Source organism: Rhizobium rhizoryzae (genome assembly GCF_011046895.1).
Classification (GTDB): domain Bacteria; phylum Pseudomonadota; class Alphaproteobacteria; order Rhizobiales; family Rhizobiaceae; genus Neorhizobium; species Neorhizobium rhizoryzae.
Genome location: NZ_CP049249.1, coordinates 637379 through 664079 on the forward strand (window position 1 = coordinate 637379; position 26701 = coordinate 664079).

The window sequence follows — 26701 nt, forward strand, 5'->3', positions numbered from 1 at the left end:
CTCAATCCTCCTCGCGGCCCATATAGGCCGTGCGCACCTGTGGATCCTGGCTGACGGTTGCGTAGTCCCCCGCTGCGAGGATTTCGCCACGCTGGAGCACGGTGACCCGGTCGCAGATGTCGGCCACGACCGACAGGTTGTGCTCGACCATCAAGACGGCGCGCGTTTTGGCGACGGAGCGGATGAGCCCGGCAATGGCGGTGATATCCTCCTGCCCCATCCCAGCCAGCGGTTCGTCGAGCAGCAGCACTTTAGGATCGAGAGCGAGTGTCGTTGCAATCTCCAGAACGCGTTTGCGCCCATAGGATAGGTCCGCCGCAAGCGCATCGCGCTCCCGCATGAGCCCGACGGTTGTCAGCAGGGCATCGGCTTTCCCTGTCAGGGTGTCGAGCGCGGACATCGGCCGCCAGAACTGGTGTGCCAGACCGTTCGGTCGCTGCAGGGCTACCCTGACATTGTCCAGCACCGTCAGATGCGGGAAGACCGCCGATATCTGGAATGAGCGCACCAGCCCCATTCGTGCCACGCGGTCCGGGGAAGTGGACGTGATGTCTTCGCCCATAAGGGTAATTTTACCCGCGGTTGGCTGAAGAAACTTGGTCAAAAGATTGAACACCGTCGTCTTCCCGGCGCCATTAGGCCCGATAAGCGCATGGATCTCACCATGGAAGACGTCGATATCAACATTGTTGACCGCCAGAAAACCACCGAAGCGGCGAGAGAGACCACGCGCGGAAAGGACCGCGCGTTGCTCCCCCAGGGACTGTGGGGATGGTGCGTTCATGAAAAGACCCGCTTATTTTACGAGGTCACAGCCGCTCTTGGCCGGATCGATATAGGCTTCCTTGCCAGGAATGGTGGCAAGAACCTTGAAGTAGTCCCAGGGCTTCTTGCTCTCGGACGGCTTCTTGACTTCCAGCAGGTACATGTCCTTGATCATGCGGCCATTCGGGCCAACAGTGCCCTTGCCCGCGAAGACGTCTTCGACCGGCATGGAATGCAACTGCTTGGCAACGGCTTCCGTCTCATCCGTTCCGGCCTTCTGGATGGCCTTCAGGTATTGAAGAACAGCAGAATAGGTGCCCGCCTGGATCATGTTCGGCATTTTGCCAGTGCGCTTCATATAACGCTCGCCGAACTTGCGGCTCTCGTCGTCACGATCCCAGTAGAAACCTTCCGTCAGGGTCAGACCCTGTGCCGCTTCAAGACCGAGGCCGTTGACTTCGGCAAGCGTGAAGAGCAGCGCTGCAAGGCGCTGTCCGCTCTGCGTGATGCCAAATTCCGCTGCCTGCTTGATGGCGTTCTGCGTATCCGCGCCAGCATTCGCGAGACCGACGACATTCGCACCGGATGACTGCGCCTGAAGCAGGAACGACGAGTAGTCTGCGTTGCTGAGCGGATGGCGGACTGCACCCACCACTTCACCACCATTGGCCTTGACGAATTCGCTGGTCTGGCCCTCGAGCGAGTAACCGAATGCGTAGTCAGCCGTCAGGAAGAACCACTTCTTGCCGCCCTGCTTGACGAGCGCGCCGCCGGTGCCAACAGCCAGAGCATGTGTATCGTAGGCCCAATGGAAGCCATAGGGGCTGCACTGCTTGCCCGTCAGTTCTGTCGTCGCAGCACCGGTAACGATGTCGATCTTCTTCTTTTCCTTTGCAATCGCCTGCACCGCGAGAGCGACGGAAGACGTCGTCAATTCCATGATGGCATCGACCTGGTTTGTGTCGAACCACTGGCGTGCGATGTTGGAAGCGATGTCCGGCTTGTTCTGATGGTCAGCGTCAACAATCTCGATGGCGCTATCGAGCACCTTGCCGCCAAAATCTTCAACGGCCATCTTTGCCGCCTCGACAGAGCCCTTGCCGCCGAAATCGGCATAGACACCGGACTGGTCGTTCAGAATGCCGATCTTCACCTTTCCGTCGGAAACGGAAGCAGCAAACGCCATGGATGTGCTGGCAAGAAGCGCCGCAGCCGACGCCAGAATAGTTCCGCGCATATCATTATCCTCCCAGAGATAGTGCGTGGCGCTCATATGAGCCTGTTCAAAAACAGGCTGCTGGCTCTCCTCAAAGCCCGCAGCTCGAGAATTATGTTTCTCTTAAAAATCCGCTTGTGCAAGCGTTTGAACGAACTAATTTCAAACAGCATCTGTTCAAAAATGAACAGATAGGGGAGAAGCTCGTGACCAAAGCGCACTTTACATGGGATGACCTGCAATTCTTTCTTGCTGTGGCGCGTTCAGGCCAGCTCTCGACGGCAGCGAGAAAACTGAGGACAAGTCACGCCACGGTCTCGCGCCGCATCGATCGGCTGGAGTTTACCCTGAAGGTCAAGCTCTTCGAGCGTAACCCGCGCGGCTATGTGCTGACACCAATTGGCCAGCGATTCGTGGAAACGGCAGAGAAGGTCGAACAGGAGACCGAGCGGCTGGAAGCGGAACTGGCCGGTCAGGGGCCTGCTCAGCAAGGTGTCGTGCGCATCTCTGCACCGGAGGGCTTCTCGAACTTCTTTCTCGCCGCCCGTTTCGGAGAACTTTCCGCACGCTATCCAAATCTCGCACTTGAACTTGTGACGATCCAGCAGATCATGGCGCTCTCACGCAAGGAGGCCGATCTTGCCGTCGTCCTCGATCCGCCAAAGGCGGGGCCCTATCATGTCGAGAAACTGACCGACTACGCGCTGCAAATCTATGCAAGCCAGAGCTATCTCGACCGTCGTGGCACGCCGGAAAGCCGAGAGGAACTGCTCAATCACCAATTCATCGGTTATATTCAGGATATGATCTTTGCGCCGGGGCTGGACTATCTGGGAGACATCCATCCGCGCATTCAACCGAGCCTGCAAAGCTCCAGTATCTTCGCGCAATTGACCGCAACCCGAAATGGATTGGGGGTCTGCGTTCTGCCCTTTTTCATCGCCCGCCAATATCCGGAACTTCAGCCAGTGTTGAGCGACGTGAAGCTTGACCGGCACTATTGGCTAGTTTGTCACCAGGATCTCGTGCAGTCCAGCCGTATTCGCGCAATCATTGGCTTTCTTCGGGATATCGTGGCGAAGGACCAGAGCCAGTTTCTGTCAAACGGCGTTGATGAACCGCGCGCAAAGGGCAGAGGCAGACATACGACCGTCTCATCCGGTTGATCGAACAGAGACGCGAACCGATCCGGCAATCGCTTCGCCCGGTCTCAGAACGGTCAAATCTCTTGCCTGCCGCAGCTCGGGGTTCAGGTTCAAGACGCCGGCTGCCGCGCTTACTGGCTCAAGGCAGAGGTAACGTTCTGTTCGATGGACCGCGATGTGCTTGAAGACAGGATCTGCAGTCACGGCCACGTCCCATCCTCTTTTCGAAGAGTAGGATGCCTCGGTCCAGTCGCGGAAGTGCAGCGTATAGCCAACCTCAGCGGGAATCTCCTCCGATTGACGAGCAGCAGGCGCGGCCAGTGTCGGAAGGTTCTGCTTATCCAGCACATAGGCATTCCGGGCATCTGTCCGGGCGGCTGCGGATAGATCAGCGGCGAGATAAGGATGCCAGCCGAAACATCCGGGCATGGGATCATCAGAGCGATTGACAAGCTCCAGGTGGACAGTCAGGCCAAGGTCATCGAGTCCAATCTGCTGGTGCGCGATGAATGCAAATGGCCAGTCGGCATCGGCTTCAAAATCCAATCGCAAGGACACGGACGAACTTGAGGATGACGTGACCTGCCACACCCGCTGGTGGGCAGGACCGTGCATCACATCGCCGCCAAGGGCAGGATGCGGCCGCAAATGACGGAGCACGCCGTCATGATGAAACGCGGCCTGCTTGATCCGATTGTGGAAAGGGAACAGCGGATAGCCACCGGCTTTCGGCCAGTTCAAGGGATCGAATTCCGACGCAGTGATGGGCACGAGAATATCGCCCGCCTCAGCATGGCGAAGGCTGGCAACCCGCCCTCCCCACGCTGGAATGACACGGACCGTAAACTGCCCGTGCGCAATGTCGACCACCTCAAGCGAAGGCATAGGAACCATCAGGACGCTTAGGTACCCGGCGCTGCCAATGCACATAGCCATCTTCCTGCATGGCCTTCTCATCCATTTCGACACCCCAGCCGGGACGATCCGGGCGCAGTTCCAGATAGCCATCCTTCGGCAGATACGGATCGACAACGTAGCGCGTTTCGTCTTCACGCGTCTCGACATCGGTCCCGCCGTAGACATAGCACTGGCCGCGCGGCAGGCGATATTCCAGGATACGGAAGTTCTGGGTCGCCGCGGCGAAGTGAACATTCACCGCCGTGGCAAGCGGACCCATGGGGTTATGCGGTGCCATGCTGACGAAATGGGCTTCAGCCAGAACGGCAATCTTGCGCATTTCAGTGATGCCGCCGACGACGCAGATATCCGGCTGGATCCAGTCTGCACCCTTGACCTGCAACAGACGCAGGAATTCGAAGCGGCTGTAGAGGCTTTCACCTGTCGCGAGCGTGCAGTTGAGACCCTGCTTCAGATCACCCCAGGCCTCGATGTTCTCTGGCCGCAGCGGCTCTTCGAAGAACAACGGATCGTAAGGAGCAAGCGCATTGCCAAGCTGCCGCGCCGCCGCAGGTTCAAAGATCTTTGCATGTGCATCGAACGCGATTTCGTAGTCGGAACGGATCGTCTCACGCAGGGAGCGGAAATATTCCGCCGAAGCGCGAACGACCTCACCCCAGCGATTGGCATGCAGATCGATGCGCCATGGACTTAGCTTGAAGGCGGTAAAGCCCCAGCCTTCGTTCAGGCGATCAAGCTCTTCCTTGGCAGCGGGCGCATCCGGTGCCGTGTAGACACCAGCGTAGACGCGGATCTTGTCACGCACCGCGCCACCCAGGAGCTTGTAGACCGGCACATTTGCAGCCTTCGCCGCCAGATCCCACAAGCAATGGTCAAGCGCTGAAATTGCCGAAAGCCCGAGCGCACCGGGGGGGAAGCGACTTTGCTGGATCAGCAGGTTGACGAGATACTCCACGCGCGTCGGATCCTGCCCGGCGATGAAGCCATAGAGGTAATCCAGTAGCGGCGGCAGCGCGAGGTCGGGGCCGTGATTGTAGCATTCACCCCAGCCGGTCAACCCATCATCAGTGTCCAGAGCGACGATAACGCGGGGACGGTCTTTGTCGCGCGTCACGAAGACGCGCATGCGATCAATTTTCATGGTTATGCCTCATGCAATGTCGGATTTATCGCCCCGCGCTGCCATTCTTTACGGCTGCGGGCTCGATGTAGCGGAAGCGGCGCGAACGGTCGCGGTCGCGTGGATCTGGACGCGGAATGGCGGAAAGCAGCGCCTGCGTGTAGGGATGATCGGGTGCGTTGCAGACCTTCTCTGCCTCACCGACTTCGACGATCTTGCCTCGATACATGACGCCCACGCGGTCGCACATGTAGCGAATGACGCCGATGTCGTGGCTGATGAAGATGTAAGCGAGCCCCAACTGGTCCTGCAGCTTCATCAGGAGATCGAGAACCTGGAAGCGCACCGAAACATCCAGCGCCGATGTCGCTTCGTCTGCGACAATAATGCGTGGGTTCAAGGTGATGGCGCGGGCAATCCCAATGCGCTGGCGCTGGCCACCGGAAAAGGCATGCGGGTAGCGCTCACGGCCACGAGGATCGAGACCGACCTGTTCCATGAGGTGACTGACCCTGTCATCTAGTTCCTTGCCTCTGGCAATGCCGTTGACGAGGAGCGGCTCACCAATAACCTGAGCCACCGTCATGCGCGGGTTAAGGGAGCCAAAAGGATCCTGAAACACCATGCGCAACTCGCGGCGGGCCTTTTTCAGTTCCTCGCCATCGATTTTTGCGAGATCGACCACGGAACCATCTGCCTTGCGGTAGAGCATTTCGCCGGCGGTCGGGTCGTAAAGCCGCATGATGGCGCGGCCCATGGTCGTCTTGCCGGAACCACTTTCGCCGACGATACCAAGAGTTTCGCCCGGCAGCAGTGATATGGAAACGTTATCGAGCGCCTTCACAGTGCCGAACTGCTGCGAAAGATTGCGCACTTCGAGAATGGGCGGCGCAGTCTGGTCCAGCGACGGTCGGGCAAGCCGTATTTCCGCCTTCTGCTCCAGCTTCAGCACGGAGCCGATCAGCATCTTCGTGTAGGGATCCTGCGGCGAATGGAAGATCTGCTCGACCGTTCCATACTCCTTGGCGACGCCGTGATGCATGACGAGCACGTCATCGGCAATCTGCGCAACCACACCCATGTCGTGGGTGATGAACAGAACCGCCATACCGCTTTGCTTCTGCAGGCGAGCGATGAGGTCCAGGATTTCGGCCTGCGTCGTCACATCAAGCGCCGTCGTCGGTTCATCGGCGATCAGGAGCTTTGGACGGCAGGCCAGCGCCATGGCAATCATCGCACGTTGGCGCATGCCGCCGGAATACTGGAACGCGTAGCGGTCGATTGCCAGTTCCGGGTTCGGGATTTCAACCTGCCGCAGCAGATTGATCGCCTCGGCGCGGGCCTCGTCCTTCGTCATCTTCATGTGAAGACGGATGGCTTCCGTGATCTGGTCGCCCACCGTATGCACCGGCGATAGCGAGGACATCGGCTCCTGAAAGATCATTGCAATGTCACGCCCGCGCACGGCACGGATCGCCTTGCTGCGCGGGTGCAATTTCGCCAAATCGATCGAGACGCCATCTGCCGTGTTCAGCATGATGGAGCCGGAGGCGATCTGACCGGGCGCGTCGACAATCTGCAGGATTGAACGGGCGGTCACCGATTTGCCGGAACCACTTTCGCCGACGACACAGAGCGTCTTGCCGGCTTCAATCGAGAATGAGAGATCGTTGACAGCGCGGAATACGCCAGTTCGCAGGGGAAACTCGGTAACGAGATTGCGAACTTCCAGAAGCGGCTTGCGGGCGGGCATGGAGAGAACATCAGACATGGTTCGCCCTCACTTGTTGTAGGGATCGGCTGCATCGCGCAGACCGTCACCCAGAAGGTTGAGCGCCATGACGGCGACGACAACGGCAGCACCGGGCATGAACAGCCACGGAGCGGTTGCGATCGAGCGAATGTTCTGGGCCTCGCGCAGAAGCACGCCCCACGAGATGGTCGGCGGCTGGAGGCCAAGGCCGAGGAAGGAAAGCGACGTTTCGGCCAGAATCATGGCCGGGACCGCAAGCGTGACCGACGCAATGATATGGCTGGAGAAGCTCGGAAGCATGTGGCGGAAGATAATGCGACCTTCCGAGACACCATCGAGGCGGGCGGCGGCGACGAATTCTTCCGTTCTCAGTGACAGGAAGCGGCCACGAACGACGCGGGCAAGCTGCGCCCAGCCGGTCAGCGACAGGATGATCGTAATCATCATGTACTGCATCGTCGCGGGCCAGCCCTGTGGCAGGGCGGCGGCCATGGCAAGCCAGATCGGGATCGTCGGTAGCGAGAGAACGAAATCGATCACCCGCTGCATGAAGAAATCGATGCGCCCACCGTAATATCCCGAAATACCGCCAAGCACGATGCCGAGCACCAGCGAGATGAAGACGCCGACGAGACCAATGGACAACGAGATCTGCGCACCCTGTATAACACGGCTATAGACATCTCGCCCCAGGCGGTCAGCGCCAAACAGAAAGAGCGGGCGCGAAGGGTCACCTGACGCCAGAAGATGGACGTTGCTGTTGAACAGTCCGAGCACGGAATATTCGTAGCCTCTGCCGAAGAACTGGATCGGCACTTTCCTCGTCGTGTCTTCAACGAAGATTGCCGCGAGTGTCTGCGGATCGCGCGTCAGCTTCATGGGGTGAAAGTAAGGCCCAATAGAAAAGCCGTTCGATGTATCGAACAGATGGATCCGCTGCGGCGGCGAAAACGTCGCCCGCGCATTCTGGGCAACAGGATCGTTGATCGCGAAGAAGCCGGGAACAAGCGCCACGATATACATGGCAACCGTGATCCAAAGCGAGATCATTGCAAGTTTGTGGCGCTTGAATGCCCACCAGATAAGCTGCCACTGCGATGCAACGGCGGCGCGATCCGGTTGATAGGTTGAGATAGCTGCATCAACCATGGTCGCCCTCCTATTCGAGACGGATACGGGGATCGACCATGGCCAGCAGGATATCGCTGATCAGGGATCCGATGAGGGTGAGTGCGCAGATGAGAAGCACGAAGGCACCCGCCAGATACATGTCCTGCGCCATGAGCGCCTGGAGCAGAAGCGGCGCTGCCGTCGGCAGGTTCAGGACGATCGCGACCACCACCGAACCGGAGATCAGGTTCGGCAAGAGCCAGGCAATCGTCGAGATGAAAGGGTTGAGCGCGATACGCATCGGGTACTTTGTCAGCAGACGAAACTCGGAAAGTCCCTTGGCGCGTGCGGTCGTGACATAGGGTTTCGGCAGTTCGTCCAGCATGTTGGCGCGCATGACGCGAATGAGGCTGGCCGTAGACGAAACAGCAAGAATGGTCACCGGCAGCCAGATGTGGGTCATGAGATCCACCATCTTGGCGATGCTCCACGGCGCTGTCTCGTATTCCTGCGAGAACAGGCCACCGACGTCGGCTCCGAATTCAACGGCTGCGACATACATCAGCACGAGCGCCAGCAGAAAGGACGGGACAGACAATCCGAAGAAGCTGAAAGCCGTGAAGGCATAGTCGCCAATGGAGTACTTCTTGACGGCTGAGTACACGCCGATGGGCAGAGCGATTGCCCAAGTTGCCAGAAGACTTGCGATGGCGAGAACGAGCGTCAGTGCCATGCGCTCCCAGATCAGGCCTGATACCGGCTGCTGCCATTCGAAGGAGATGCCAAAATCGCCACGGCTCAAGATGCCCCACATCCACTTGCCATACTGGACCAGCATGGGGTCATCGAGGCCGAAACGTTCACGCAATTGCGCAGCCGTGTTCTGGTCAACGACTTCGTTCGAAGCGGCAAGGGTTGCGATATAGGTGGTGACATAGTCGCCCGGTGGCAACTGAATGAGCACGAAAGCTAGAAAGCTGACCGCGAACAGGGATGGTATCATCCAGAGCAGCCGTTTCCCGATAAATTTCAGCATGGCAGGCACTCGTGAGCAAGGTCCGCCGGACGCCAGCAGCGATACTGCGCTGTCGTCCGGGAAACTTCGTGGAATGGAGCGCCGCCCTTAACAAGGCGGCGCCAGCTCTGGTGATCAGGTGTTGAAGGTGAATTGCTGCGGCAAAGCAGGGCCCGGGTTCGGCCAGGACCAGCTGTCAGGCTGCTTCTCCGGGACGTTTCGCAGGTTGTTGCGAATGACGCCAAAGCCGCCAACCGCAAGGCATACGCCGATCGTCTCGAACTCTTCAGCCGTGATGTCGAAGAGTTGCTTCATGATCGCACCGCGCTTTTGCAGGTCCGCCGTGGAACGCGCCTCATCAAACAGCTTGAAGCGCTTCTTCTGGCTTTCCGGCGGCTCTTCGCCCTTCGCACCGTTAGACGTGTACCAGAGCGTCCACGGAATGGCATAACGGGAGCCCTGCGGATGGAACGCAAAGAAGTCGCGCGGATCGAGCATCGGATCCAGACCGCCCGGACCCGGCCAGACTGCCGCATCATGGGCGTTGTCGTCACCGCGTGTATAATAAAGCGCGCGCTCGATAGTGTTGACCTTGATGTCGATGCCAATGCCCGCCCATTGCGTCTTCACCAGTTCCAGCACGTCGACCAGATCCGGGTAAAGCGTCGGGATCACGTCGATGGCAAAAAAGACCGGCTGACCATCTGGCCGCAGACGGATGCCATTGGCATTCTTCTTGCTGTAGCCCGCCTTATCCAGAAGCTCGTTCGCTTTGGCAGCATCGAACTCAGTGAACTGACGCCCGAGCTTTTCATGGTACCACGGATGTGTGGGGCGCGGTCCTGCCTGATAGGGTTCGCTCTGGCCGAAGTAGACGATATCGATGATTTCCTGACGGTTCATGCCGAGAGACAATGCCTGCCGGAAGGACTTGTCGGCGAACATCTTGCGCATCGCCGGATCTTTATGCGTCATGTTCAGGTAGATCTGGCACTGCTGCGAGGCAGAGGGGATCAGCGTCAGCAGGCGGTAATCGCCCTTTTTCATGTTCTCGGAAAGCGTTGGCTTGTTGGCGAGAACGCTGACATGGCGCTCCTGAATATCGATCTTGCCGGAGATGACGTTCAGCATCAGCGATTCGACATCCTGGCTGATGCCGAAGTTGATTTCATCGATATAGGGCAGCTGGTTGCCTTCGGTATCGACCTGCCAGAAGTAAGGGTTACGCGTCATCAGCACGCGTGTTGCACCGCCGGAATAGGCTTCCTTGACAACCCAGGGATCGAGGGTCGGCTTTTCGACATTGCCCCAGCGAGACGGAATTTCGATATCGCCGCACTTTGCACGGAAGAGTTCGGGCCAGCTGTTGACGCCCGCTGCCTTCACATCATCGGCCAGCTTCGGATTGTACTTGGGCAGGAACTTGCTGCAGTAATGTTTTGCAAACAGCGTCGGGTGCTGCCCAAGCGGTGTTGCCAGGTTTTCAAGATAGAGCGCATTCGGTCCGGCAAACTTGAACTTGACCGTGTAGTCATTGACCTTCGTAACTTCGACCGCCTTGCCGGCAACGGAAAGCTGCGCCGGGGTAGCGCTGTAAAGCTCCTTGTTCTTGACGCAGTCTTCGATGGCGAAAACAACGTCGTCGGCAGTAAATGGATTGCCGTCAGACCACTTCACACCCTGCAACAAATAGAAGGTGAACTCTGTCGCGTCCGCGCTGACTTCCCACTTCTCTGCCAGGTTGGGCAGAACCTCGGTGAAGTCCATGTTCCAGCGCACCAGACCCTGGTTGCCGACCATGCGCAAAATGCCATTATGGTCGGATGAGCCACGCAGGCCACGGCGCAGAGAGCCGCCATAGGAACCGATTTTTTCAAACGGCTTCACCACCATCGGCTTCGGCGGAATACGCTCGGCAAGCGGCGGAAGCTTCCCGTCTTTTACCATTGCCGCAAGCTGAGGCGCCTCTTTGCCAGTCGCAGCCGAAGCACCCCGTGGCGCAAGCGACATGGCCGCCGCCGCCCCGATGCCTGCCAGAACCGTACGGCGTGAAACGCCCGGCATCTTGTTATCCCCGTCACCCATCGTCTTCTCCTCCAGAAACTGAATGGCATCCGTGCCGCCGACTCCTCGCAGCACTGATGCGGCCCCTCCAGGCCAGCGGTCGAACCATATGCACGTTTTCAGATGATTACAAGTATTGACAGATTTTTACAGCTTTTATAAATCTGCCGCGATATTGCGAGCCCACGGGGTTCGCCGAGGGGTTTCAAAGGGAGAAGACGAAATGGCAGTCAGCGAAGCGGCGCGTGACAAATTGAAAGCGGTTTCGACCGCAACCTTGACGACTGTCATGCTGAAACGTGGCTTTCGCAATGTCTTCATCGCCGGCATTCACAAGATCAACCATGACGCCCCGCGAATGGTCGGTCCGGCCTACACATTGCGCTACATCCCCGCCCGCGAAGATCTTGATCATCTTGGTGTTTTTGCTGACCGCGGTCATCCGCAGCGTCGCGCTGTGGAGGAATGCCCGGAAGGGGCAGTTCTGGTCATGGACAGCCGCAAGGATCCAAGCGCTGCATCTGCTGGTAGCATTCTGGTAACCCGTCTCTGGAAGCGTGGAGTTGCCGGTGTAGTAACCGATGGAGGGTTCCGGGATACGCCAGATATCGCCGAACTTCCCTTCCCCGCCTATCACGCTGCTCCATCTGCGCCGACCAACCTGATCCGTCACCACGCCCTGGACATTAACCAGCCCATCGGCTGCGGTGATGTTGCAGTTTACCCGGGAGACATTCTGGTCGGAGACAACGAAGGCGTTGTCGTTATCCCTTCCGATATCGCCGAGGACGTGGCAAACGAAGCGTTCGAACAGACGGTTTTCGAGGACTTCGTCGAAGAACAGGTGCGCGCAGGTCGATCGATTTTCGGCATCTATCCGCCAAGCCCGGAAGCCGAAAAAGAATTCGCCGCCTGGCGAAAGGAAAAGGGGCGCTAATGAACAAACCCGAGCTCATTGCGAGCCAGAGACAGGACCCGCGGTTCAGCGACATCATCTACGAGAAGATCGTCGGAATGATTGCTGATGGTCGGTTTCCAGTCAACGAACGACTGCCTTCGGAGACCAACCTCTCGACGATGCTGGGCGCATCACGCCCCGTCGTCCGCGAGGCTCTGGAAAAGCTCCGCGCGGACCAGTTGATCGTATCTCGCAAGGGTTCGGGTTCCTATGTTCGCCAGCGGCCGGATCAGTCTGTCCTCACGGAAGTGCCGGTCGGATCCCTGGCCGACGTACAGCGCTTCTTCGAATTTCGCGCAGGACTGGAAGCGGAAGCCGCCTCCCTGGCGGCGAAAAACTGGCAGATGCAGGACAAATCCCTCATCGAGTCGAGGTTCGACGAGTTAGAAGCCTGTCTGCAGCGAGGGGATCTTGGCGCGAAAGAAGATCAGGCTTTGCACGACGCCATTGCCCTTGCCACGGGCAACCAGTTCCACACGCTGGTCAGGGAATGGTTCAAGCCGCATATCGCCATCGGCATGTCAGTTACCCGTTCACTCAGCCTGAAGAGAACGCCAGCGCATGTTCGTGCCGTGCAGGATGAGCATGCGGAAATCGTCGCGGCCATCTTCGCGCGTGATGAACAGCGCGCCCATGGGGCCATGAAGACACACATTTTGAACGCCCGGGCACGCATGTTCCAGGGCGTATGACCAGCAAGGCACGGCGTGGGGAGACGTCGCTTGTCTTGGGTAAAGCATGCAATTGGAGGAAATTATGCCATCGCCACGCGTGATACATCCAAAGGTGCGCCGTCTCATGGACACGCCTTTGAGAGTCGGGGAGTCGCCGACATGGGACGACCGGACAGGGGATTTGTGGCTGGTGGATGTACTGGCTCCCGCCGTCTACTGTATCCGTGCGGATGGGAGACTTAGCCATTACCCGATGCCCGCATTGATCGGTAGCCTTGCGCTCTGCGAAAGCGGCAAAATCATCGTGGCATTGCAAACCGGTGTCCACGTCATGGACCCTGAGTCCGGCGCGCTGACCTTGTTCTGCAATCCGGATGGTGGGCGTCCTGACAGCCGTTTGAACGATGGCAAGGTGGGCCCCGATGGGCATTTCTGGATCGGGACTCGGGATGAAGCCATTCCACCAACCGCCAATGGGCGTCTCTACCGGGTGGCACCTGACGGAACGTTTCAGACAATCATCGAAGATGGCCTGTTCACTTCCAACGGCCTGGCATGGAGTGCGGATGGAAGAACGATGTTCCATTCCGACAGTAGTGGCCAGTTCCTGCAGAGTTTTGACTTCGACCCTGCTACAGGCTCGCTCGGACCTGCGAGACGGCTGACCAAATTCACCAACGCGGAAGGCCGTCCGGATGGGGGCGCCACCGATGTGGATGGCTTCTACTGGAGTGCCGGGGTTCTGGATGGAAAGCTGAACCGGATAAGCCCGGACGGTGAGATTGTCGAGCTCTATCAACTGCCGTTGAGCGGACCGACCATGCCGTGTTTTGGCGGTCCGGATCTTCGCACCCTTTTCGTCACGACGCTCGTGCGTGAGGTGAATGGCGAAATGGAACACGGAACCGTCATCGCAATCGACGTGGATGTGACCGGCGTGCCGGTTCCCCGTTTCCCTATCTGAATCCGATTCTCCGAAAGGTTTTCCATGTCCATTCAAGCCATCAAGTCGGCCCTCGCCGGCGTGTCCGGTGTGCCGGTCACCGCCTATGATTCTGTCGGAGAAGTGAACCCGGAGGTCACCCGAGAAGTCTATCGTCGCGTCGCGGATGCTGGCATCCACAATATCGTGGCTGCCGGAAATACCGGGGAGTTCTATGCTCTGACGGTCGATGAAATCTACAAGGTTCAGGACGCTGCAGTTGCGGGCGTCAACGGCAAAGCTCCCGTCACCGCTGCAATCGGTCGCTCCCAGCGCGAAGCCCTGCAAATGGCGCGGCGCGCGAAGGAAATCGGCGCAAGTGCCGTCATGTCCCACCAACCGGTTGACCCCTTCGCTGCCCCGCAATCGCAAATCGACTATTTCCGTGGATTGGCAGAGGGAAGCGAACTGCCGCTGGTTGCCTATGTGCGAGCAGATGGCTTCAGCGTGGACGACATGAAGCGGCTTGCTGATCACCCGAACATTGCAGGCATTAAATTCGCAACGACCGATCTCATGCTGCTGTCGCGCGCGATCTCCGCCTCAGACGCGAACGGCGCGCTCTATGTCTGCGGTCTGGCGGAAAGCTGGGCACCTGCCTTTGCCGCCGTGGGTGCTAGAGGCTTCACATCCGGCCTCGTCAATGTCGCCCCGCAACTGTCACTCGAAGTTCACAAGGCGCTGAGCCAGGGTGATTTCGAGACCGCCAGACTCGTCGTCGAGAAGATTGAGTTGTTCGAGCGTCTTCGGACGAAGTTCCGCAACGGTGCGAATGTTACGGTCGTCAAGGAAGCGCTTGAGATTCAGGGACTGCAGGTTGGTCCGGTGCGCGTTCCCGGACTGCCACGCCTGGATGAGGCTGACCGGGAAACACTGCGCCAGTTGATCGAAGGCTGGAACGTCAAATAACCTGATGCTCCCGAATGGAAGCGTTGATCTGGTCACGCCAGTTCCGCGCTTCCTTCAACTGCTCGGGAAAGAGGCCAGGGAGGGCAAAGAACGAAGCTGAGGGATCGTTCGGCTCCATGCCTTGAGCCGCGGCCAGAACTTCGGCACGCCGGGGGTCATCGCAGTCTCCACGCTTGCGCACCGCAGCCATCCAGGTGCCGACAGCATAGGCTGTTGCGTCAGCACGTTCTCCCTGCATCAGGGCATCGATCGCGGGGGCCAGCAGACGTTGCGGCAATTTCTGCGTCGTATCCAGCGAGATTTGTATGTTGCGATGCGCAATCGTCGGATTGGCGAAGCGGGCCAGAAGCTCATCGATATAGGCTGGAAGATCAATTCCTGGCACGGGGTCGAGAGTGCTGACCACTTCCTCCATGTGATTGCGCGCCTTCGCGGCCAGTTCCGGAACCGCCATGACCTCGCGAATATAATCAAGGCCGTTGAGGATGCCGAGATGCGCAAGCAACGTGTGCGAACCGTTCAGCAGGCGGAGCTTCATCTTTTCATACGGCTCGACGTTTTCGGCGAAAATCGCGCCTCCCGCTTCCCACGAAGGACGCCCTTCGACAAACCTGTCTTCGATCACCCATTGCAAGAACGGTTCGGTATCAAGTGCCAGACGATCATCCACGCCGAGAAGAGAGGCAGCACGCCGGCGTGTTTCTTCGGTTGCCGCAGGAACGATCCGATCCACCATCGAGCACGGAAAAGCGCCCTCCCGCTCAATCCATTCTGCCAGACCGGTACCTCTGGTACGGGCCATGTCCAGCACCAGCCGCTGAATGACCCTGCCGTTGGCGGGCAGATTATCGCAGCAGAGAACGGTGAAGGGCTTCAACCCCGCAGCATGGCGAAGGGCCAGACCTTCAACGATGAAGCCAAGAACGCCGCTTGGCTTATGCGGGTTTGCGAGGTCATGCGCTACGGCTGCGTGGTTATGGTCAAGTCCGCCAGTCACCGGATGCAGCCCATAGGCTTTCTCCGAGACAGTCATGGTCACGATCCTGATAGCCGGATCAGCCAGATAATCGAGGACGCGTTGTCCGTCCTTCGCAGCGCAGATCCAGTCGACCGTTGCCCCCAAAACTTCTGAACTATCTCCTGCCTCGCTCCGCACCGTGATGGAATAAAGCCCGTCCTGCGCGGCAAGCGCCTCCACCGGCTCCGGCGAACGAAGGTTTACGGCCACAATCCCCCAGTCGCCAAACTGCGCCTCTAAGGCTCGCTGCGTATAGACCGCCTGGTGAGCGCGATGAAAGGCGCCGAGACCGATGTGCAGGATACCGGGTTTCAGTCTATCCTGATCATATCCGGGGCGACGTATATTGGCTGGCAGGGCTGAACCTTTGGAAAGAAATGTCATTTTTACGCTCCCAGCCCATAGCGCTGGTGTTTCAGCGTCCTTTCAATGCCACGCAATTCCGCCAGCCCCTTGAGACGCCCGATCGCCGGATAGCCCGGTTGCGCGCCGCGTGTCAGGTCGTCCAGAATTTCCTGGCCGTGGTCCGGCCGCATGGGGATCTGGTGGTCTGTGCGCCCTTCCTCCAGGCGCCTCGCCTCTTCCGAGACAAGCGCTGCGATGACGGCAACCATGTCTGTGCCGCCTTCCAGATGCTCGTCCTCGAAGAAAGAACAGGGCACTGTATCCGTATCACGCGTTACATTGCGCAGATGCACGAAATGAATGCGATCGGCGAAACGCGTAGCGATAAAGGGCAGATCATTGTCCGCCCTTGCCCCCAGCGAACCGGTGCAGAGCGTCACGCCGTTGGCGCGGGCATCCACTTGGCCAAGCATGTGGGCATAGTCTGCCTCGGTGGACAGAATGCGCGGAAGACCCAAGAGCGGCCACGGCGGGTCATCTCCGTGAGCGCAGATGTTGATGCCTACCTGTTCTGCTACGGGCGTCACTTCACTCAAGAAATCGATGAGGTTCTGCTGCAACCGCTCTCGGTTAACGCCCTGATAGGTGCGTAGCTTCTCCAGCAATTGATCCAGCGTATAGCCATCCGCCGAACCGGGAAGGCCAGCGCCGATGTTCTTGCCAAGCGCTGCGATCTTGCTATCCGCCATCTCAGAGAAGCGACGATGAGCCTCCTCCCTCAACCATTCCGGATAATCGAGCGCGGCATCCGGTCGTTTCAGGATGTGGACATCAAAGGCGGCAAAATCCGTCAGGTCAAAGCGCATTGCCTTGGCGCCGTGCCGCGTTTCCCAGCGCAAATCCGTGCGCGTCCAGTCCAGCACTGGCATGAAGTTGTAGCACACCGTGCGGATGCCGGACGCGGAAAGACGGTGAAGCGTTTCCTGCCAGTTGGCAATGTGTCGCTTCCAGTCGCCCGTCTGGGTCTTGATGTCTTCCGAAACCGGAACGCTTTCAACGACATCCCAGTAGAGACCACCCGCCTTGATCTCCTGGTGTCGCTTTGCAATCTCGTCCACAGGCCAGACTTCGCCCGTCGCGATATGGTGGAGAGCACTAACAATACCCTCCGCGCCCGCCTGTGCCGCATCCTGCACGCTCACCTTGTCGATCGGGCCGAACCACCGCCACGTATGTCTCATCGTCTTTTCCTTAAAATTCTAGTCCGTCTGCTTGAACGTCAATTGCACCTTGCACGCGACAGTTCTGTCACCGGCCTGCTCGAAGGCGTCGATAGCCTGCTCGAGCGGAAACTCGTGGGAGATGATCGGCCTGACATCGATGGCCCGGCTTGAAATCAGATCAACGGCCTGAGCAAACTCCGCGTGAAAGCGTTGCGATCCCCGCCAGACGATTTCCTTGCCCACCAGGGCATTCAGCGGAATGGTGAGGTCACCCGTCACGCCGACCTGAACGATCGTTCCTCGCGGTTTGATGGCTGCGAAGGCGGATCTGAGAGCAGGACCTGCAGCAGAACAGTCAAACACCACATCGAATTTGCCCTTGTTCTCCTGATAAGGAGCCAACGCCTCCCCATCGCGCGCCACATTGATCGTGACATCCGCTCCCATGGCAGGCGCACGGGCAAGGGCCGCATCGGTCAGGTCCGTCACAACAATTGTGCCAGCACCAGCGTGGTGGGCCGCCGCGACAACCAGCAGACCAATCGGGCCAGCGCCGGTGACGAGCAGCGTCTTTCCTGCCAAGTTACCTGCTTGCGAAACCGCGTGCAGGCAGACAGCCAAAGGTTCGGCACAGGCGGCCTCGCCGGCCGTGACATTGCCGCCAACCGCATGGCATTGTCTGGCGGGCACGACCATTTGATCGCGGAACATTCCGTTTTCGTGTGGCAGGCGCATGGCAGAGCCCATGAACCGCATATTCAGGCAATGAATTGGCTGGTTGATGGCGCAATATTCGCAATGGCCGCAGGGCTGCGAAGGGTTGACCGCCACCAGCTCTCCGATGGCAAGACCGCTGACGCCGGACCCAAGCGCCTTTACGATGCCGGAAGCTTCGTGACCGGCGATGATGGGTTCACGTACCCGCACAGGCCCAAAGCCGCCATCCTGATAGTAATGCAGATCTGATCCGCAAATGCCACCCGCCGCCATGGCAAGCAGAACTTCGCCCTCGCCCGGCATGTGGGTATCCACCTCTTCCACGCGAAGATCGCGTGTCGCGTGGAGACGAGCAACGCGCGTCTTCATGTGTTTCTAGCCTCGATGTTTGGTGGTAGCTCCCGCCACGAGACGCGGGAGCCTTTTGATTAGCGAATGAGGCCCATTTCCCTCGGCAGCCAAAGTGTAATGCCTGGAATGAAGGTGATCAGCAGGAGCGCGAAGAGCAACGGCACCAGCCATGGTACGATCGCCATCGTGGTGCGCTCCACGGAAAGCTTGGCGACACGCGAGAGAACGAACAGGACCATTCCTAACGGCGGATGAAGAAGGCCGATCATCAGGTTCAATGTCATGATCAGGCCGAAATGGACCGGATCGATACCGAACTGCTTCACGAGCGGCAGCAGGATCGGAACGAGAATGGTGATGGCCGCGATGGTATCCAGGAAACATCCGACGAAGAGCATCAGCAGGTTTACGAGAATGAGGAAGACCCACTTGTTGCTCGTGATCGACAGGATTGCATCCGAGAGAAGCTGGGCGGTCTGGCTCACAGTCAGCAACCATGCAAAGACTGAGGCTGCTGCAACGATGAACAGGACAGACGCCGTGGTTTCCACCGTATCCAGTGTCGCCTTGGCAACTGACTTCAACGTCATGGTGCGGTAACGGACCAAGCCCAGGAAAAGCGACCAGAGTACTGCCGCGACAGCTGCTTCTGTGGGCGTGAACCAGCCCATCGTCATGCCGCCAATCAGAATGACGGGTGTCATCAGCGCCATGACGGCAGAGAAGTCAAAATACCAGTCGCATAGCAAAAGCACGATCAAGGCAACGAAGATGGCCCAGTTCAACGAAAGGCCAAGCATCGTCAGGATCCAGATGCCGGTTGGCACAGCCATCACCACGAGGACTTCGAGGGATGCGCCCAGCAAGTTCTTGATGCTGAAAGGCGTATCGGAACCCCAACGCTTGATATAGGCGAAGATCGCGACGGTGATCATCATCAGCACGGTCATGACCACGCCGGGGATGATGCCCGCCATGAAAAGGGCGCCGATGGAGACATTGGCCATCATGCCGTAGATGACAAAGGGCAGCGAAGGCGGGAAGATTGGCCCAAGCGTTGCGGATGCAGCGGTAACGCCGACGGCTGCTTCCACCGGATAACCGTGGTCCTTCATGGCCTTGATTTCGATGGTGCCGATGCCCGCTGCATCGGCGAGCGCCGTGCCCGACATGCCGGAGAACACGACAGAGCCGATGATGTTGACCTGCGCCAGGCCGCCTTTCATCCAGCCGACAAGTGCGACCGCGAATGAGTAGATGCGGCCTGTGACACCGGCAATGTTCATGAGATTGCCAGCCAGAATGAAGAAAGGAACGGCCAGCAGAGGAAAGCTTTCAACGCCCGCGATCAGACGCTGAGCGGCGATGATATCTGGCGCGACATCATAGAACACGATGTAGAGGACCGATGAGACGGCCATGGAAACTGCAACCGGCAGACCCAGCACCATCAACGCCAGAAAGGATCCAATCAGGAGAAGCATATCAATCAATCCTCTGCGTTCTGGAAGGCTTCAGGGCGCTCGAGAACGGAATAGCCGCGGCGCATATTGGCAATGAAAACCTGGATGGAACGGCCCAGCATCAGGACGAAGGCGGCGAGAACCGTATAAAAAACAATGTTCCGGGGCAGTTGGACAGTCACCATTTCCTCGTCGGCGACGATCTCCATGTAGCGCCACATGAGCCAGGAGCCGTAGGCGAAGAAGCCGATGCGGATGATATCCACCGCTGTCGCCATGATGCGCGTCACGCGCGCCGGGAGGTAATGATACAGAACGTCGACCTGGATATGCCGTGACATTCGCACGCACATGACCGACCCCATGAACACAACGCCGATCAGGCAGTTGACGGCGATTTCTTCCGTCCAGGCGTAACTGTCATTCAGCACGTAGCGCGTGAAGAACTGCAGAAACACGCAAGCCGTCATCACCCAGAAGAGACCAAGAGTGAGCCAGTCCTCGAAGGCATAGACCTTTAGGTCGACATGGGCCGGCGCTTCGTCGAAGGTATGCGCCAATTCCTCCGGCGTGACCGGTGTATGGATTTCCTGTGCCGCAGACATCAGCAATTTCCTGTTCAAGAACATAGCTTCGCCGGTCAGGCAGTGGCCTGATTTTTTGAAGAGGCCTGTCGATTGGCGACAAGGCACGGATCGAAGCGGATTGCAGAAGGGGGCGCGGCGTCAGCCGCCGCGCCGAAGGCGTTACTTGATCGCGCGGATGGCGTCCCAATCAGCCTTTTCATAGCCGAAGTCCTCGAGCTTGACCTTCTCGATGACGTTCTTCTCAAAATCAGCCTTATCGACTTCCGTTACCGTGATGCCCTTTTTCTTGAACTCGTCGACGAGTTCCTTCTCGCGGGCCTCGATCTTCTTGGTGCCACGCTCAGCTGCCTGTTGAGCGACTTCCGAGAAGATCTTCTTGTCCTCGTCGGACAGGCTGGTCCAAAGCTTTTTCGAGAAGAGCGTATTCAGGTGGTCGACAATATGGCCGCTCAGGACGATGTTCTTTTGAACTTCGTAGAACTTCTTCGCTTCAATCGTCGTCAGCGGATTTTCCTGCGCATCGACAGTGCCGTTCTGCAGGGCAAGGTAAACTTCAGCGAAGGCAATCGGCGTTGTGTTTGCACCGCATGCACGCGGCATTGCAAGGTAGGCCGGAACGTCAGGCACGCGCATCTTCACGCCCTGCAGATCAGCGCATTTGGAAATCGGCTTGTTGGATGTCGTGTGGCGCGTACCGTAATAGGTGACGGCTGCGATGTGGTTGCCCGTCTTATCCTCGTAGCCCTTGGCCAGACGCTTGAAAACGTCACTCTTGGTGTAAGCGATGAGATGGCTCGGATCACGGAAGATGTAAGGATAGTAGGTAACGCCGATCGGCTTGAAATCGCGCGCAGCAAAGCTGGAGCCCGAGATGATGATATCGACCGTACCCAGCTTGAGGCCCTGATTGATATCAGCTTCCTTGCCAAGCTGTGATGCCGGGAAGACATCGATCTTGTAACGTCCATTCGTCCGCTTGGCGATTTCCTGCGCCGCCCAGACGGATTCCGTGTGGAACGGCTCGGACGTTTCATACACGTGCGCCCATTTGAGCGCCGTCTCGGCATGCGCTGAAAGCGTGGATGCCACGATGACGGCGGCAGCTCCCAGCAATGTCTTGAATCTCAGTTTCATTCTTTCCTCCCAAGTAAAGCAGACTTATCGAACGACTGAACCGGAGCGGCTCAATCATTTCTCTCTCGGTTGCTCCTCCCCGAAGCTTTCCGAGAATCTCTTTTGCGCTAACGTCAGATGGCTGCGCATTGCCTCGCGCGCGGCAGCAGGATCACCCGTCGCCAGCGCATCGCGAATGATATGATGCTCCTCCAGAGCCAGCTTCCAGGTATGCGGGCCCTCGAAATAGCTGGCAAGTTTGGTGAAGTACGGCGACATGCGGGAATCATAGATCAGGCCTGTGAAGTGCTTGAGGGCCGAATTTCCAATCATATCCGCAATGGCCGTATGAAAATCGCGATCGCAGCCCAGCGCCACTTCCGGGTCATCGAGCGAGCGTGCCATCCGCTCGAGCGTGGCATCGATCCGTTGGAGACCAGCTCGCGTGACGCGCCGCGCAGCCTCTTCAGCAATCGCGCTTTCGATAAGGCATCGCGCCTGCAGAATTTCCAGCGGACCTTCTGTGTCTTCCAACTGGCGAAGCTCACCAGACCCTTGAGATTTCTGGCTGATATAGACCCCCGACCCCATGCGGATCTGGATATGGCCTTCGACTTCCAGGACAATCAGCGCTTCACGAACCGTTGGTCGAGATACGGCGAAACGCTCGGCAAGTTCACGCTCCGGCGGCAGACGCGTACCGGGCTTCAATTCGCCGGCCTCTATCAGCGCGCGTATCTGTTCCGCGACCTGCCGATAAAGGCGGCGCGGCTCCAAAGCCACGAACATTGAACCCTCCCCGCGCATCCTCTCCCGATACGCCATCGGTCAGATTGTCTGACCAATTGCTACTATGGGTTAATTCCCGCAGGTGTCAAGCGGGAAAGTTAAGGAGATGCTAAGAAGCAGGAGCATCGATCGGTTTCGGCAATCTGACATCATATTGCTCAGCGAGAGCACTGAATGCTTGAGACGTGGCAGGATCAAGTTGAACGCCTGCGGCTTCGCGCTCGCGCGCGACACGCCATTCGCGATCACCCGGTGCCATGACATCTTCACCGTCCCGCGGGCGCGATCCACGCAACTGTTCAAGATATCTTTGCATGCCTGCGTCGAACGTCGCCCGATCCACGAAGGCTTCCGGCTTCAGTGCCAGCACGAAGGCGCCCATTTCCCGTGGCGTTGCAAAATCCGGCCCGCCCATGGGCGCAATGTCGAACGAAAGGCGCATGCCCGTCAGAACAGCACTGAAGATTTCAGCAACGCCCGCGAGTGCGGCACCCTTGAACCCGAAAGCCGCCCCGAGTGGCGCCAGCATTTCAGTCGCGTTCGCATCCGTCGTATCGACACCATCGGCATCCGACGCGACTGCTGGCGGCAAGGCCAGCCCAAGGCTCCGGTAAAGAAGAACGCGATTGAAGGGAACGGCGCTCGTCGCCATGTCCAGCAACCAGGGAGCATCTCCAGACACAGGAACTGCAACGCTGATCGGGTTCGTGCCATGGAATCGCTCTGCACCATCGTGCAAGCGAACAAAGCTGTCAGAGTTACAGAACGTGATGCCGAGAAAGCCTTTCTCGGCCGCGTGAAGCGAATAGGCACCCGCCGGACCGAAGTGCGATGTATTGCGAATGGCAACGGCCCCGATGCCGAATTGATCGGCGAGGTCTGTTGCAAGGTCCATTGCCTCGTAAGCAGCCAAGGCGCCGTGGGCGTGATCGGCGTCCAGAGAAGCCACTGCGCCAAACCGGTTCGCAACCTTCAAATTCGGCGCCTTATTGACCCGCCCCCCATTCAGAACCTGAACATAGTGGGGAAGCAGCCGTATGCCGTGGCTATCCACGCCAAACCGCGTTCCGTGCATCATTGCACGCGTTGCAGCCTTCGATGTCGGCTGATCGGCACCCGCGGCCAACAGGACGTCGAACGTAAATCGCTCCACTTCAGCCAGCGTCAGTCGCGGTTCAAGGCTCTGGTTCAAGAGATCATCTCTTCCATAAAAACGTCTAATGCACACACTAGACGTTTGAAGTTATATGTGCAATCCCTCATGTCAATTGATCCATGAGAAATCGCTGTCAGGTCATGCACACAAACAACCGCGTCCCAAAACTGTACCGGCAGGCGTATGACGTGCTGGTCCGCGACATCCGTACCGGGGCATATCAACGTGGCATGCGGCTGAGCGAAACACAGATCGCCGAGCGCTTCAGCATAAGCCGGGCTCCGGCGCGGCAGGCACTTCAGGAACTGGAACGTGACGGCCTTGTGCGCAAGGCACAAGGCCGGGGATACGAGATTAGCGACTGTGACCGATTGGGCAATTCTCAGCTTTTAGCACAGCTGCCCCTCGCAGAAGTCGAACCCAGATCAAGCTGGGAACTCATCTATCCGGAAGTCGAGCTGGAAATCGTCTCCCGCACGGCGCTTGCCAGTTGGCGGATCAACGAGGCTATCCTTGCAAGACACTATGGAGTAAGCCGTACCGTAGCGCGGGATGTTGTGGCAAGACTTCAGGAACGCGGCATTGTTCGCAAGGACCAAAGCGCCCGCTGGTATGCGCAGGCCCTGACCCGCGACCACATTGAAGAGCTTTACGAGTTACGCTGGGTGTTGGAGCCGCTTGCCTTGCAAAAAGCGGCTCAACGAGTCCCGTCAGAGCATTTCACGCTATTGAGACGGCATCTTGAGGAAGCGTTGGATGCCCCCCAGGTTCCCAGCGAAACGCTTGACCGGCTGGAGCAGGAACTCCATGTCGATCTCTTATCACACTGCGGCAATCAGGCGCTTTTGCGCGCCGTAAGCCTGCCGCAGGCCCTGCTGGTCGCGCATCATTTTCTCTACCGTCAAACATCAGACATGTTCGCGAGCGAGCCGTTTCTACCTGAGCATCTGACCATCATCCTGAACCTGGAACAGGGTAAACTCGCGATGGCTTGCGATGCGCTCGTCCATCACCTTCAAGTTTCCCGCCAACGAGCCATGCTGCGCATTGAAGCCGTGGCCAACAGCATTACGCCTGCTGCACTGCCTTATCTGGAGCAGCTGTAGCGGTAGCCATTCGATATCCTGGAGGAGGATCCGCAATGAAAATCACTGCCGTCGAACCGTTCATTCTACATTTGCCGCTCACATCGGATTCCATCTCCGACTCCACCCATAGCATCACGCACTGGGGCGTGGTCGGCGCCAAGATCACGACGGCTGACGGGCTGGAAGGCTACGGCTTTACCGGAACACATGCGCATCTGGCCTCGGACAGGCTGATCACCGCTTGCATTCGCGATTGCTATACACCGCTGCTGTTGGGAGAGGATGCGGCGGACCATCAGCGTCTCTGGACGAAACTTGCGCGCTACCCGGCGCTTCAATGGGTTGGGCGCGCGGGCATTACGCATCTGGCACTGGCAGCGGTGGATGTTGCCCTGTGGGATCTGGCCGCCAAGAAGGCGGGTGTTCCTCTCTGGTCACTACTGGGCGGAGCAAGAACTGAAAAGCTGGAGGCCTATAACACCGACATCGGCTGGATTTCCTTCTCGAAGGAAGCGTTGATTGCGGGTTCGGCGCGGGCTGTGGAAGAAGAGGGCTTTACCCGCATCAAGATCAAGGTCGGCCATGATGATCCCAATACAGACATCGAGCGCCTCGCCGCCGTGCGCGCCCGTGTGGGGAACAATGTTCGCGTCGCAATCGACGCGAACGGTCGGTGGGACCTTCCAACCTGCCAGCGCTTCTGCGCACGGGCTGAAGGACTGGATATCTACTGGTTCGAGGAACCCATGTGGTATGACGATATTGCCAGTCACGCAGCGCTTGCCCGCAATACATCGATACCCGTCGCATTGGGCGAACAGCTCTACACCGTGGATGCTTTCCGCAGCTTCATCAATGCGGGAGCGGTTCAGTATGTGCAGCCGGATGTGACCCGGCTCGGCGGCATCACCGAATACATCCAGGTCGCCGATCTGGCACTCGCGAACCGGCTGCCGGTGGTACCCCACGCTGGCGAGATGAGCCAGGTGCATGTGCATCTCAGCTACTGGCACCCGGCCTCAACAATCCTTGAATATATCCCTTGGATCAAGGATCACTTCCACGAGCCTTCTCACGTGAAGGACGGCATTTTCCTGCGTCCGCAACAGCCAGGGGCCAGCACAACACCCTTGGCAGAAAGCGTTGAGCGCTACTGCAAATCTCTTTCCTGATCAATCAGCGGGCGGGGAGCAGCAAATCCCCGCCTTCGGCTTCCTGCATCATCAGCGCAAGAAGTTCGCGCGGAACATCATCCAAACCGGCATATTTCCAGCGCGGATTGCGATCCTTGTCTACGATCACCGCGCGAATGCCCTCGATGAAATCGCCGTGCTCCAGGACGCGGGAAACGAAGCGGTATTCATTGCGAATGCCGATTTCCAGCGTGTCCGCTTCGCGAATGGCTTTTAGCGTTGCCTGAAGCGAGATGGGGGAACCACGGCGAATGGCTTCCAGCGCCTTCACGGCCCATTCGGATGAGAGTGTACTCAGCCTATCGGTAATGTCATGAACGGTTTCGCCGCTGAAGGCGTGATCAATTTCTGACTGTCTCTCCGCGAAAACCGAGGTTGGCGGTGTTGACGAGAATTCAGAGATGACCGTTGCATCGCCAGTTTCTATCAGTCTGGCTTTGAGAGCCGCCAGCTTTTCACGCTCGACATAATGATCCGCAAGTTTGGCGTAGATGGCGTCGGCACCGTTCATGCGCGTGCCGGTCAGTCCCAGATATTCGCCCAGATGACCAGGTGCCTGATGAAGGAGATAGGTGCCGCCGACATCGGTAATCAGGCCGATGCTGCATTCCGGCATGGCGACAACGGAATGCTCCGTCACGATCCTGTGCGAACCATGGGCCGAAAGCCCCACACCACCGCCCATGACGATGCCATCCATGAAGGCAACATAAGGTTTCGGATAGTGCGCGATCATCGCATTCAGCCGATACTCATCCCGCCAGAAAGCATTTCCGGCATCGAACTGACCGGCCCGCCCATGTTCGTACATGGCCGACAGATCGCCACCAGCAGAGAAGGCACGTTCACTATCGGAATCCACCATGACCAGCGAGATAGCGGGGTCATCCGCCCAGCGCGTCATTGCCTCGGTCATACCGTCAACGATGGCTTCATTGACTGCATTCAGCACCTTGGGACGCGTCAGCGTGATATAGCCGACACGGCCTTCGACGCGAATGGTAAGATCGGAATTGCTCATGCCGGATA

The 26701-nt window shown here is 58.3% G+C and carries 24 protein-coding genes; 7 read left to right on the top strand and 17 right to left on the bottom strand.

Translation table 11 applies throughout. The features are described from left to right. Position 1: 1 nt before the first annotated feature. Together G6N80_RS03740 and G6N80_RS03745 are read right to left on the bottom strand one after the other, a co-directional pair. Complete coding sequence (locus G6N80_RS03740; protein WP_062556457.1) at positions 2-784, bottom strand: ABC transporter ATP-binding protein; 783 nt, start codon at positions 782-784, stop codon at positions 2-4. Positions 785-796: 12 nt separating this feature from the next. After that, positions 797-1951: an ABC transporter substrate-binding protein gene (locus G6N80_RS03745; protein WP_376748593.1), complete on the bottom strand. Its 1155-nt coding sequence runs from the start codon at positions 1949-1951 to the stop codon at positions 797-799. Positions 1952-2187: 236 nt separating this feature from the next. Between G6N80_RS03745 and G6N80_RS03750 the strand changes: the two genes are divergently transcribed. Beyond that, positions 2188-3147: a LysR family transcriptional regulator gene (locus G6N80_RS03750; RefSeq protein WP_156379315.1), complete on the top strand. Its 960-nt coding sequence runs from the start codon at positions 2188-2190 to the stop codon at positions 3145-3147. Here G6N80_RS03750 and G6N80_RS03755 read toward each other — a convergent pair. From G6N80_RS03755 to G6N80_RS03780, 6 genes are all read right to left on the bottom strand, one after another. Further along, positions 3136-4011 carry an aldose epimerase family protein gene (locus G6N80_RS03755; RefSeq protein ID WP_165131368.1) on the bottom strand — a complete coding sequence of 292 codons (876 nt, stop codon included), beginning with the start codon at positions 4009-4011 and terminating at the stop codon, positions 3136-3138. The two genes, G6N80_RS03750 and G6N80_RS03755, sit on opposite strands and share 12 nt — an antisense overlap. Continuing rightward, entirely contained in the window at positions 3998-5185 is a 1188-nt protein-coding gene (locus G6N80_RS03760) for a galactarate dehydratase (protein WP_165131371.1), read from the bottom strand. The genes G6N80_RS03755 and G6N80_RS03760 overlap by 14 nt, the downstream gene beginning before the upstream one ends. Before the next feature lie 25 nt (positions 5186-5210). Beyond that, the gene (locus tag G6N80_RS03765) at positions 5211-6935 is read right to left on the bottom strand and encodes an ABC transporter ATP-binding protein (protein ID WP_165131374.1); all 1725 of its coding nucleotides are present in this window, start codon (positions 6933-6935) and stop codon (positions 5211-5213) included. Positions 6936-6944: 9 nt separating this feature from the next. Beyond that, entirely contained in the window at positions 6945-8066 is a 1122-nt protein-coding gene (locus G6N80_RS03770) for an ABC transporter permease (RefSeq protein WP_062556453.1), read from the bottom strand. A 10-nt stretch (positions 8067-8076) separates the two neighbouring features. Then, positions 8077-9063 (bottom strand): ABC transporter permease, encoded by a 987-nt coding sequence (locus tag G6N80_RS03775; protein ID WP_165131377.1) that lies wholly within the window; start codon positions 9061-9063, stop codon positions 8077-8079. A gap of 114 nt (positions 9064-9177) precedes the next feature. Next, positions 9178-11127 carry an ABC transporter substrate-binding protein gene (locus G6N80_RS03780; RefSeq protein WP_062556887.1) on the bottom strand — a complete coding sequence of 650 codons (1950 nt, stop codon included), beginning with the start codon at positions 11125-11127 and terminating at the stop codon, positions 9178-9180. A gap of 202 nt (positions 11128-11329) precedes the next feature. On the opposite strand from G6N80_RS03780, the gene G6N80_RS03785 reads away from it, so the two are divergent. From G6N80_RS03785 to G6N80_RS03800, 4 genes are all read left to right on the top strand, one after another. After that, on the top strand, positions 11330-12043 hold the full coding sequence (locus G6N80_RS03785) for a ribonuclease activity regulator RraA (protein ID WP_062556451.1): 714 nt from the start codon (positions 11330-11332) through the stop codon (positions 12041-12043). Next, complete coding sequence (locus G6N80_RS03790) at positions 12043-12756, top strand: FadR/GntR family transcriptional regulator (RefSeq protein ID WP_165131380.1); 714 nt, start codon at positions 12043-12045, stop codon at positions 12754-12756. Before G6N80_RS03785 ends, G6N80_RS03790 begins: the two co-directional genes overlap by 1 nt. A 64-nt stretch (positions 12757-12820) precedes the next feature. Continuing rightward, positions 12821-13702, top strand: a complete 882-nt coding sequence (locus G6N80_RS03795; protein ID WP_165131383.1) for an SMP-30/gluconolactonase/LRE family protein — start codon at positions 12821-12823, stop codon at positions 13700-13702. A 24-nt stretch (positions 13703-13726) separates the two neighbouring features. Further along, a complete protein-coding gene (locus tag G6N80_RS03800; RefSeq protein WP_165131385.1) occupies positions 13727-14629 on the top strand; it encodes a dihydrodipicolinate synthase family protein in 903 nt (300 codons plus the stop codon). On the opposite strand, the gene G6N80_RS03805 is transcribed toward G6N80_RS03800, so the two are convergent. The 8 genes from G6N80_RS03805 to G6N80_RS03840 all read right to left on the bottom strand — a co-directional run bounded on the left by G6N80_RS03805 (position 14622) and on the right by G6N80_RS03840 (position 23427). Further along, positions 14622-16031 (bottom strand): mannitol dehydrogenase family protein, encoded by a 1410-nt coding sequence (locus G6N80_RS03805; RefSeq protein ID WP_165131388.1) that lies wholly within the window; start codon positions 16029-16031, stop codon positions 14622-14624. The two genes, G6N80_RS03800 and G6N80_RS03805, sit on opposite strands and share 8 nt — an antisense overlap. Before the next feature lie 2 nt (positions 16032-16033). After that, positions 16034-17233: a mannonate dehydratase gene (gene uxuA, locus G6N80_RS03810; protein ID WP_165131391.1), complete on the bottom strand. Its 1200-nt coding sequence runs from the start codon at positions 17231-17233 to the stop codon at positions 16034-16036. A gap of 18 nt (positions 17234-17251) precedes the next feature. Then, a complete protein-coding gene (locus tag G6N80_RS03815; protein WP_165131394.1) occupies positions 17252-18301 on the bottom strand; it encodes an L-idonate 5-dehydrogenase in 1050 nt (349 codons plus the stop codon). A gap of 59 nt (positions 18302-18360) precedes the next feature. Beyond that, positions 18361-19767, bottom strand: coding sequence for a TRAP transporter large permease (locus G6N80_RS03820; RefSeq protein WP_165131397.1), 1407 nt, complete (start codon positions 19765-19767; stop codon positions 18361-18363). Between the two features lie 5 nt (positions 19768-19772). Next, positions 19773-20351 (bottom strand): TRAP transporter small permease, encoded by a 579-nt coding sequence (locus G6N80_RS03825; RefSeq protein WP_062556443.1) that lies wholly within the window; start codon positions 20349-20351, stop codon positions 19773-19775. Positions 20352-20492: 141 nt separating this feature from the next. Then, positions 20493-21467 carry a sialic acid TRAP transporter substrate-binding protein SiaP gene (locus G6N80_RS03830; RefSeq protein ID WP_062556442.1) on the bottom strand — a complete coding sequence of 325 codons (975 nt, stop codon included), beginning with the start codon at positions 21465-21467 and terminating at the stop codon, positions 20493-20495. Positions 21468-21521: 54 nt separating this feature from the next. Continuing rightward, positions 21522-22235, bottom strand: a complete 714-nt coding sequence (locus G6N80_RS03835; protein WP_062556441.1) for a FadR/GntR family transcriptional regulator — start codon at positions 22233-22235, stop codon at positions 21522-21524. 109 nt (positions 22236-22344) lie between these two features. Beyond that, positions 22345-23427, bottom strand: coding sequence for an Ldh family oxidoreductase (locus G6N80_RS03840; RefSeq protein ID WP_165131400.1), 1083 nt, complete (start codon positions 23425-23427; stop codon positions 22345-22347). A 104-nt stretch (positions 23428-23531) separates the two neighbouring features. On the opposite strand from G6N80_RS03840, the gene G6N80_RS03845 reads away from it, so the two are divergent. Then, a complete protein-coding gene (locus G6N80_RS03845; protein ID WP_206531701.1) occupies positions 23532-24497 on the top strand; it encodes a GntR family transcriptional regulator in 966 nt (321 codons plus the stop codon). Positions 24498-24532: 35 nt separating this feature from the next. Further along, on the top strand, positions 24533-25651 hold the full coding sequence (locus tag G6N80_RS03850; RefSeq protein WP_165131406.1) for a mandelate racemase/muconate lactonizing enzyme family protein: 1119 nt from the start codon (positions 24533-24535) through the stop codon (positions 25649-25651). 4 nt (positions 25652-25655) lie between these two features. On the opposite strand, the gene G6N80_RS03855 is transcribed toward G6N80_RS03850, so the two are convergent. Next, positions 25656-26693 carry an enoyl-CoA hydratase/isomerase family protein gene (locus tag G6N80_RS03855; RefSeq protein ID WP_165131409.1) on the bottom strand — a complete coding sequence of 346 codons (1038 nt, stop codon included), beginning with the start codon at positions 26691-26693 and terminating at the stop codon, positions 25656-25658. Between the last annotated feature and the right edge of the window lie 8 nt (positions 26694-26701).

Coding starts and splice junctions, on each gene's coding strand:
- G6N80_RS03850 (WP_165131406.1), top strand. CDS start 24,533: ATGAAAATCACTGCCGTCGAACCGTTCATTCTACATTTGCCGCTCACA.
- G6N80_RS03795 (WP_165131383.1), top strand. CDS start 12,821: ATGCCATCGCCACGCGTGATACATCCAAAGGTGCGCCGTCTCATGGAC.
- G6N80_RS03780 (WP_062556887.1), bottom strand. CDS start 11,127: ATGGGTGACGGGGATAACAAGATGCCGGGCGTTTCACGCCGTACGGTT.
- G6N80_RS03805 (WP_165131388.1), bottom strand. CDS start 16,031: ATGACATTTCTTTCCAAAGGTTCAGCCCTGCCAGCCAATATACGTCGC.
- G6N80_RS03760 (WP_165131371.1), bottom strand. CDS start 5,185: ATGAAAATTGATCGCATGCGCGTCTTCGTGACGCGCGACAAAGACCGT.
- G6N80_RS03825 (WP_062556443.1), bottom strand. CDS start 20,351: ATGTCTGCGGCACAGGAAATCCATACACCGGTCACGCCGGAGGAATTG.
- G6N80_RS03740 (WP_062556457.1), bottom strand. CDS start 784: ATGAACGCACCATCCCCACAGTCCCTGGGGGAGCAACGCGCGGTCCTT.
- G6N80_RS03830 (WP_062556442.1), bottom strand. CDS start 21,467: ATGAAACTGAGATTCAAGACATTGCTGGGAGCTGCCGCCGTCATCGTG.
- G6N80_RS03785 (WP_062556451.1), top strand. CDS start 11,330: ATGGCAGTCAGCGAAGCGGCGCGTGACAAATTGAAAGCGGTTTCGACC.
- uxuA (WP_165131391.1), bottom strand. CDS start 17,233: ATGAGACATACGTGGCGGTGGTTCGGCCCGATCGACAAGGTGAGCGTG.
- G6N80_RS03845 (WP_206531701.1), top strand. CDS start 23,532: ATGCACACAAACAACCGCGTCCCAAAACTGTACCGGCAGGCGTATGAC.
- G6N80_RS03835 (WP_062556441.1), bottom strand. CDS start 22,235: ATGTTCGTGGCTTTGGAGCCGCGCCGCCTTTATCGGCAGGTCGCGGAA.
- G6N80_RS03855 (WP_165131409.1), bottom strand. CDS start 26,693: ATGAGCAATTCCGATCTTACCATTCGCGTCGAAGGCCGTGTCGGCTAT.
- G6N80_RS03790 (WP_165131380.1), top strand. CDS start 12,043: ATGAACAAACCCGAGCTCATTGCGAGCCAGAGACAGGACCCGCGGTTC.
- G6N80_RS03775 (WP_165131377.1), bottom strand. CDS start 9,063: ATGCTGAAATTTATCGGGAAACGGCTGCTCTGGATGATACCATCCCTG.
- G6N80_RS03745 (WP_376748593.1), bottom strand. CDS start 1,951: ATGGCGTTTGCTGCTTCCGTTTCCGACGGAAAGGTGAAGATCGGCATT.
- G6N80_RS03755 (WP_165131368.1), bottom strand. CDS start 4,011: ATGCCTTCGCTTGAGGTGGTCGACATTGCGCACGGGCAGTTTACGGTC.
- G6N80_RS03800 (WP_165131385.1), top strand. CDS start 13,727: ATGTCCATTCAAGCCATCAAGTCGGCCCTCGCCGGCGTGTCCGGTGTG.
- G6N80_RS03770 (WP_062556453.1), bottom strand. CDS start 8,066: ATGGTTGATGCAGCTATCTCAACCTATCAACCGGATCGCGCCGCCGTT.
- G6N80_RS03820 (WP_165131397.1), bottom strand. CDS start 19,767: ATGCTTCTCCTGATTGGATCCTTTCTGGCGTTGATGGTGCTGGGTCTG.
- G6N80_RS03765 (WP_165131374.1), bottom strand. CDS start 6,935: ATGTCTGATGTTCTCTCCATGCCCGCCCGCAAGCCGCTTCTGGAAGTT.
- G6N80_RS03815 (WP_165131394.1), bottom strand. CDS start 18,301: ATGAAGACGCGCGTTGCTCGTCTCCACGCGACACGCGATCTTCGCGTG.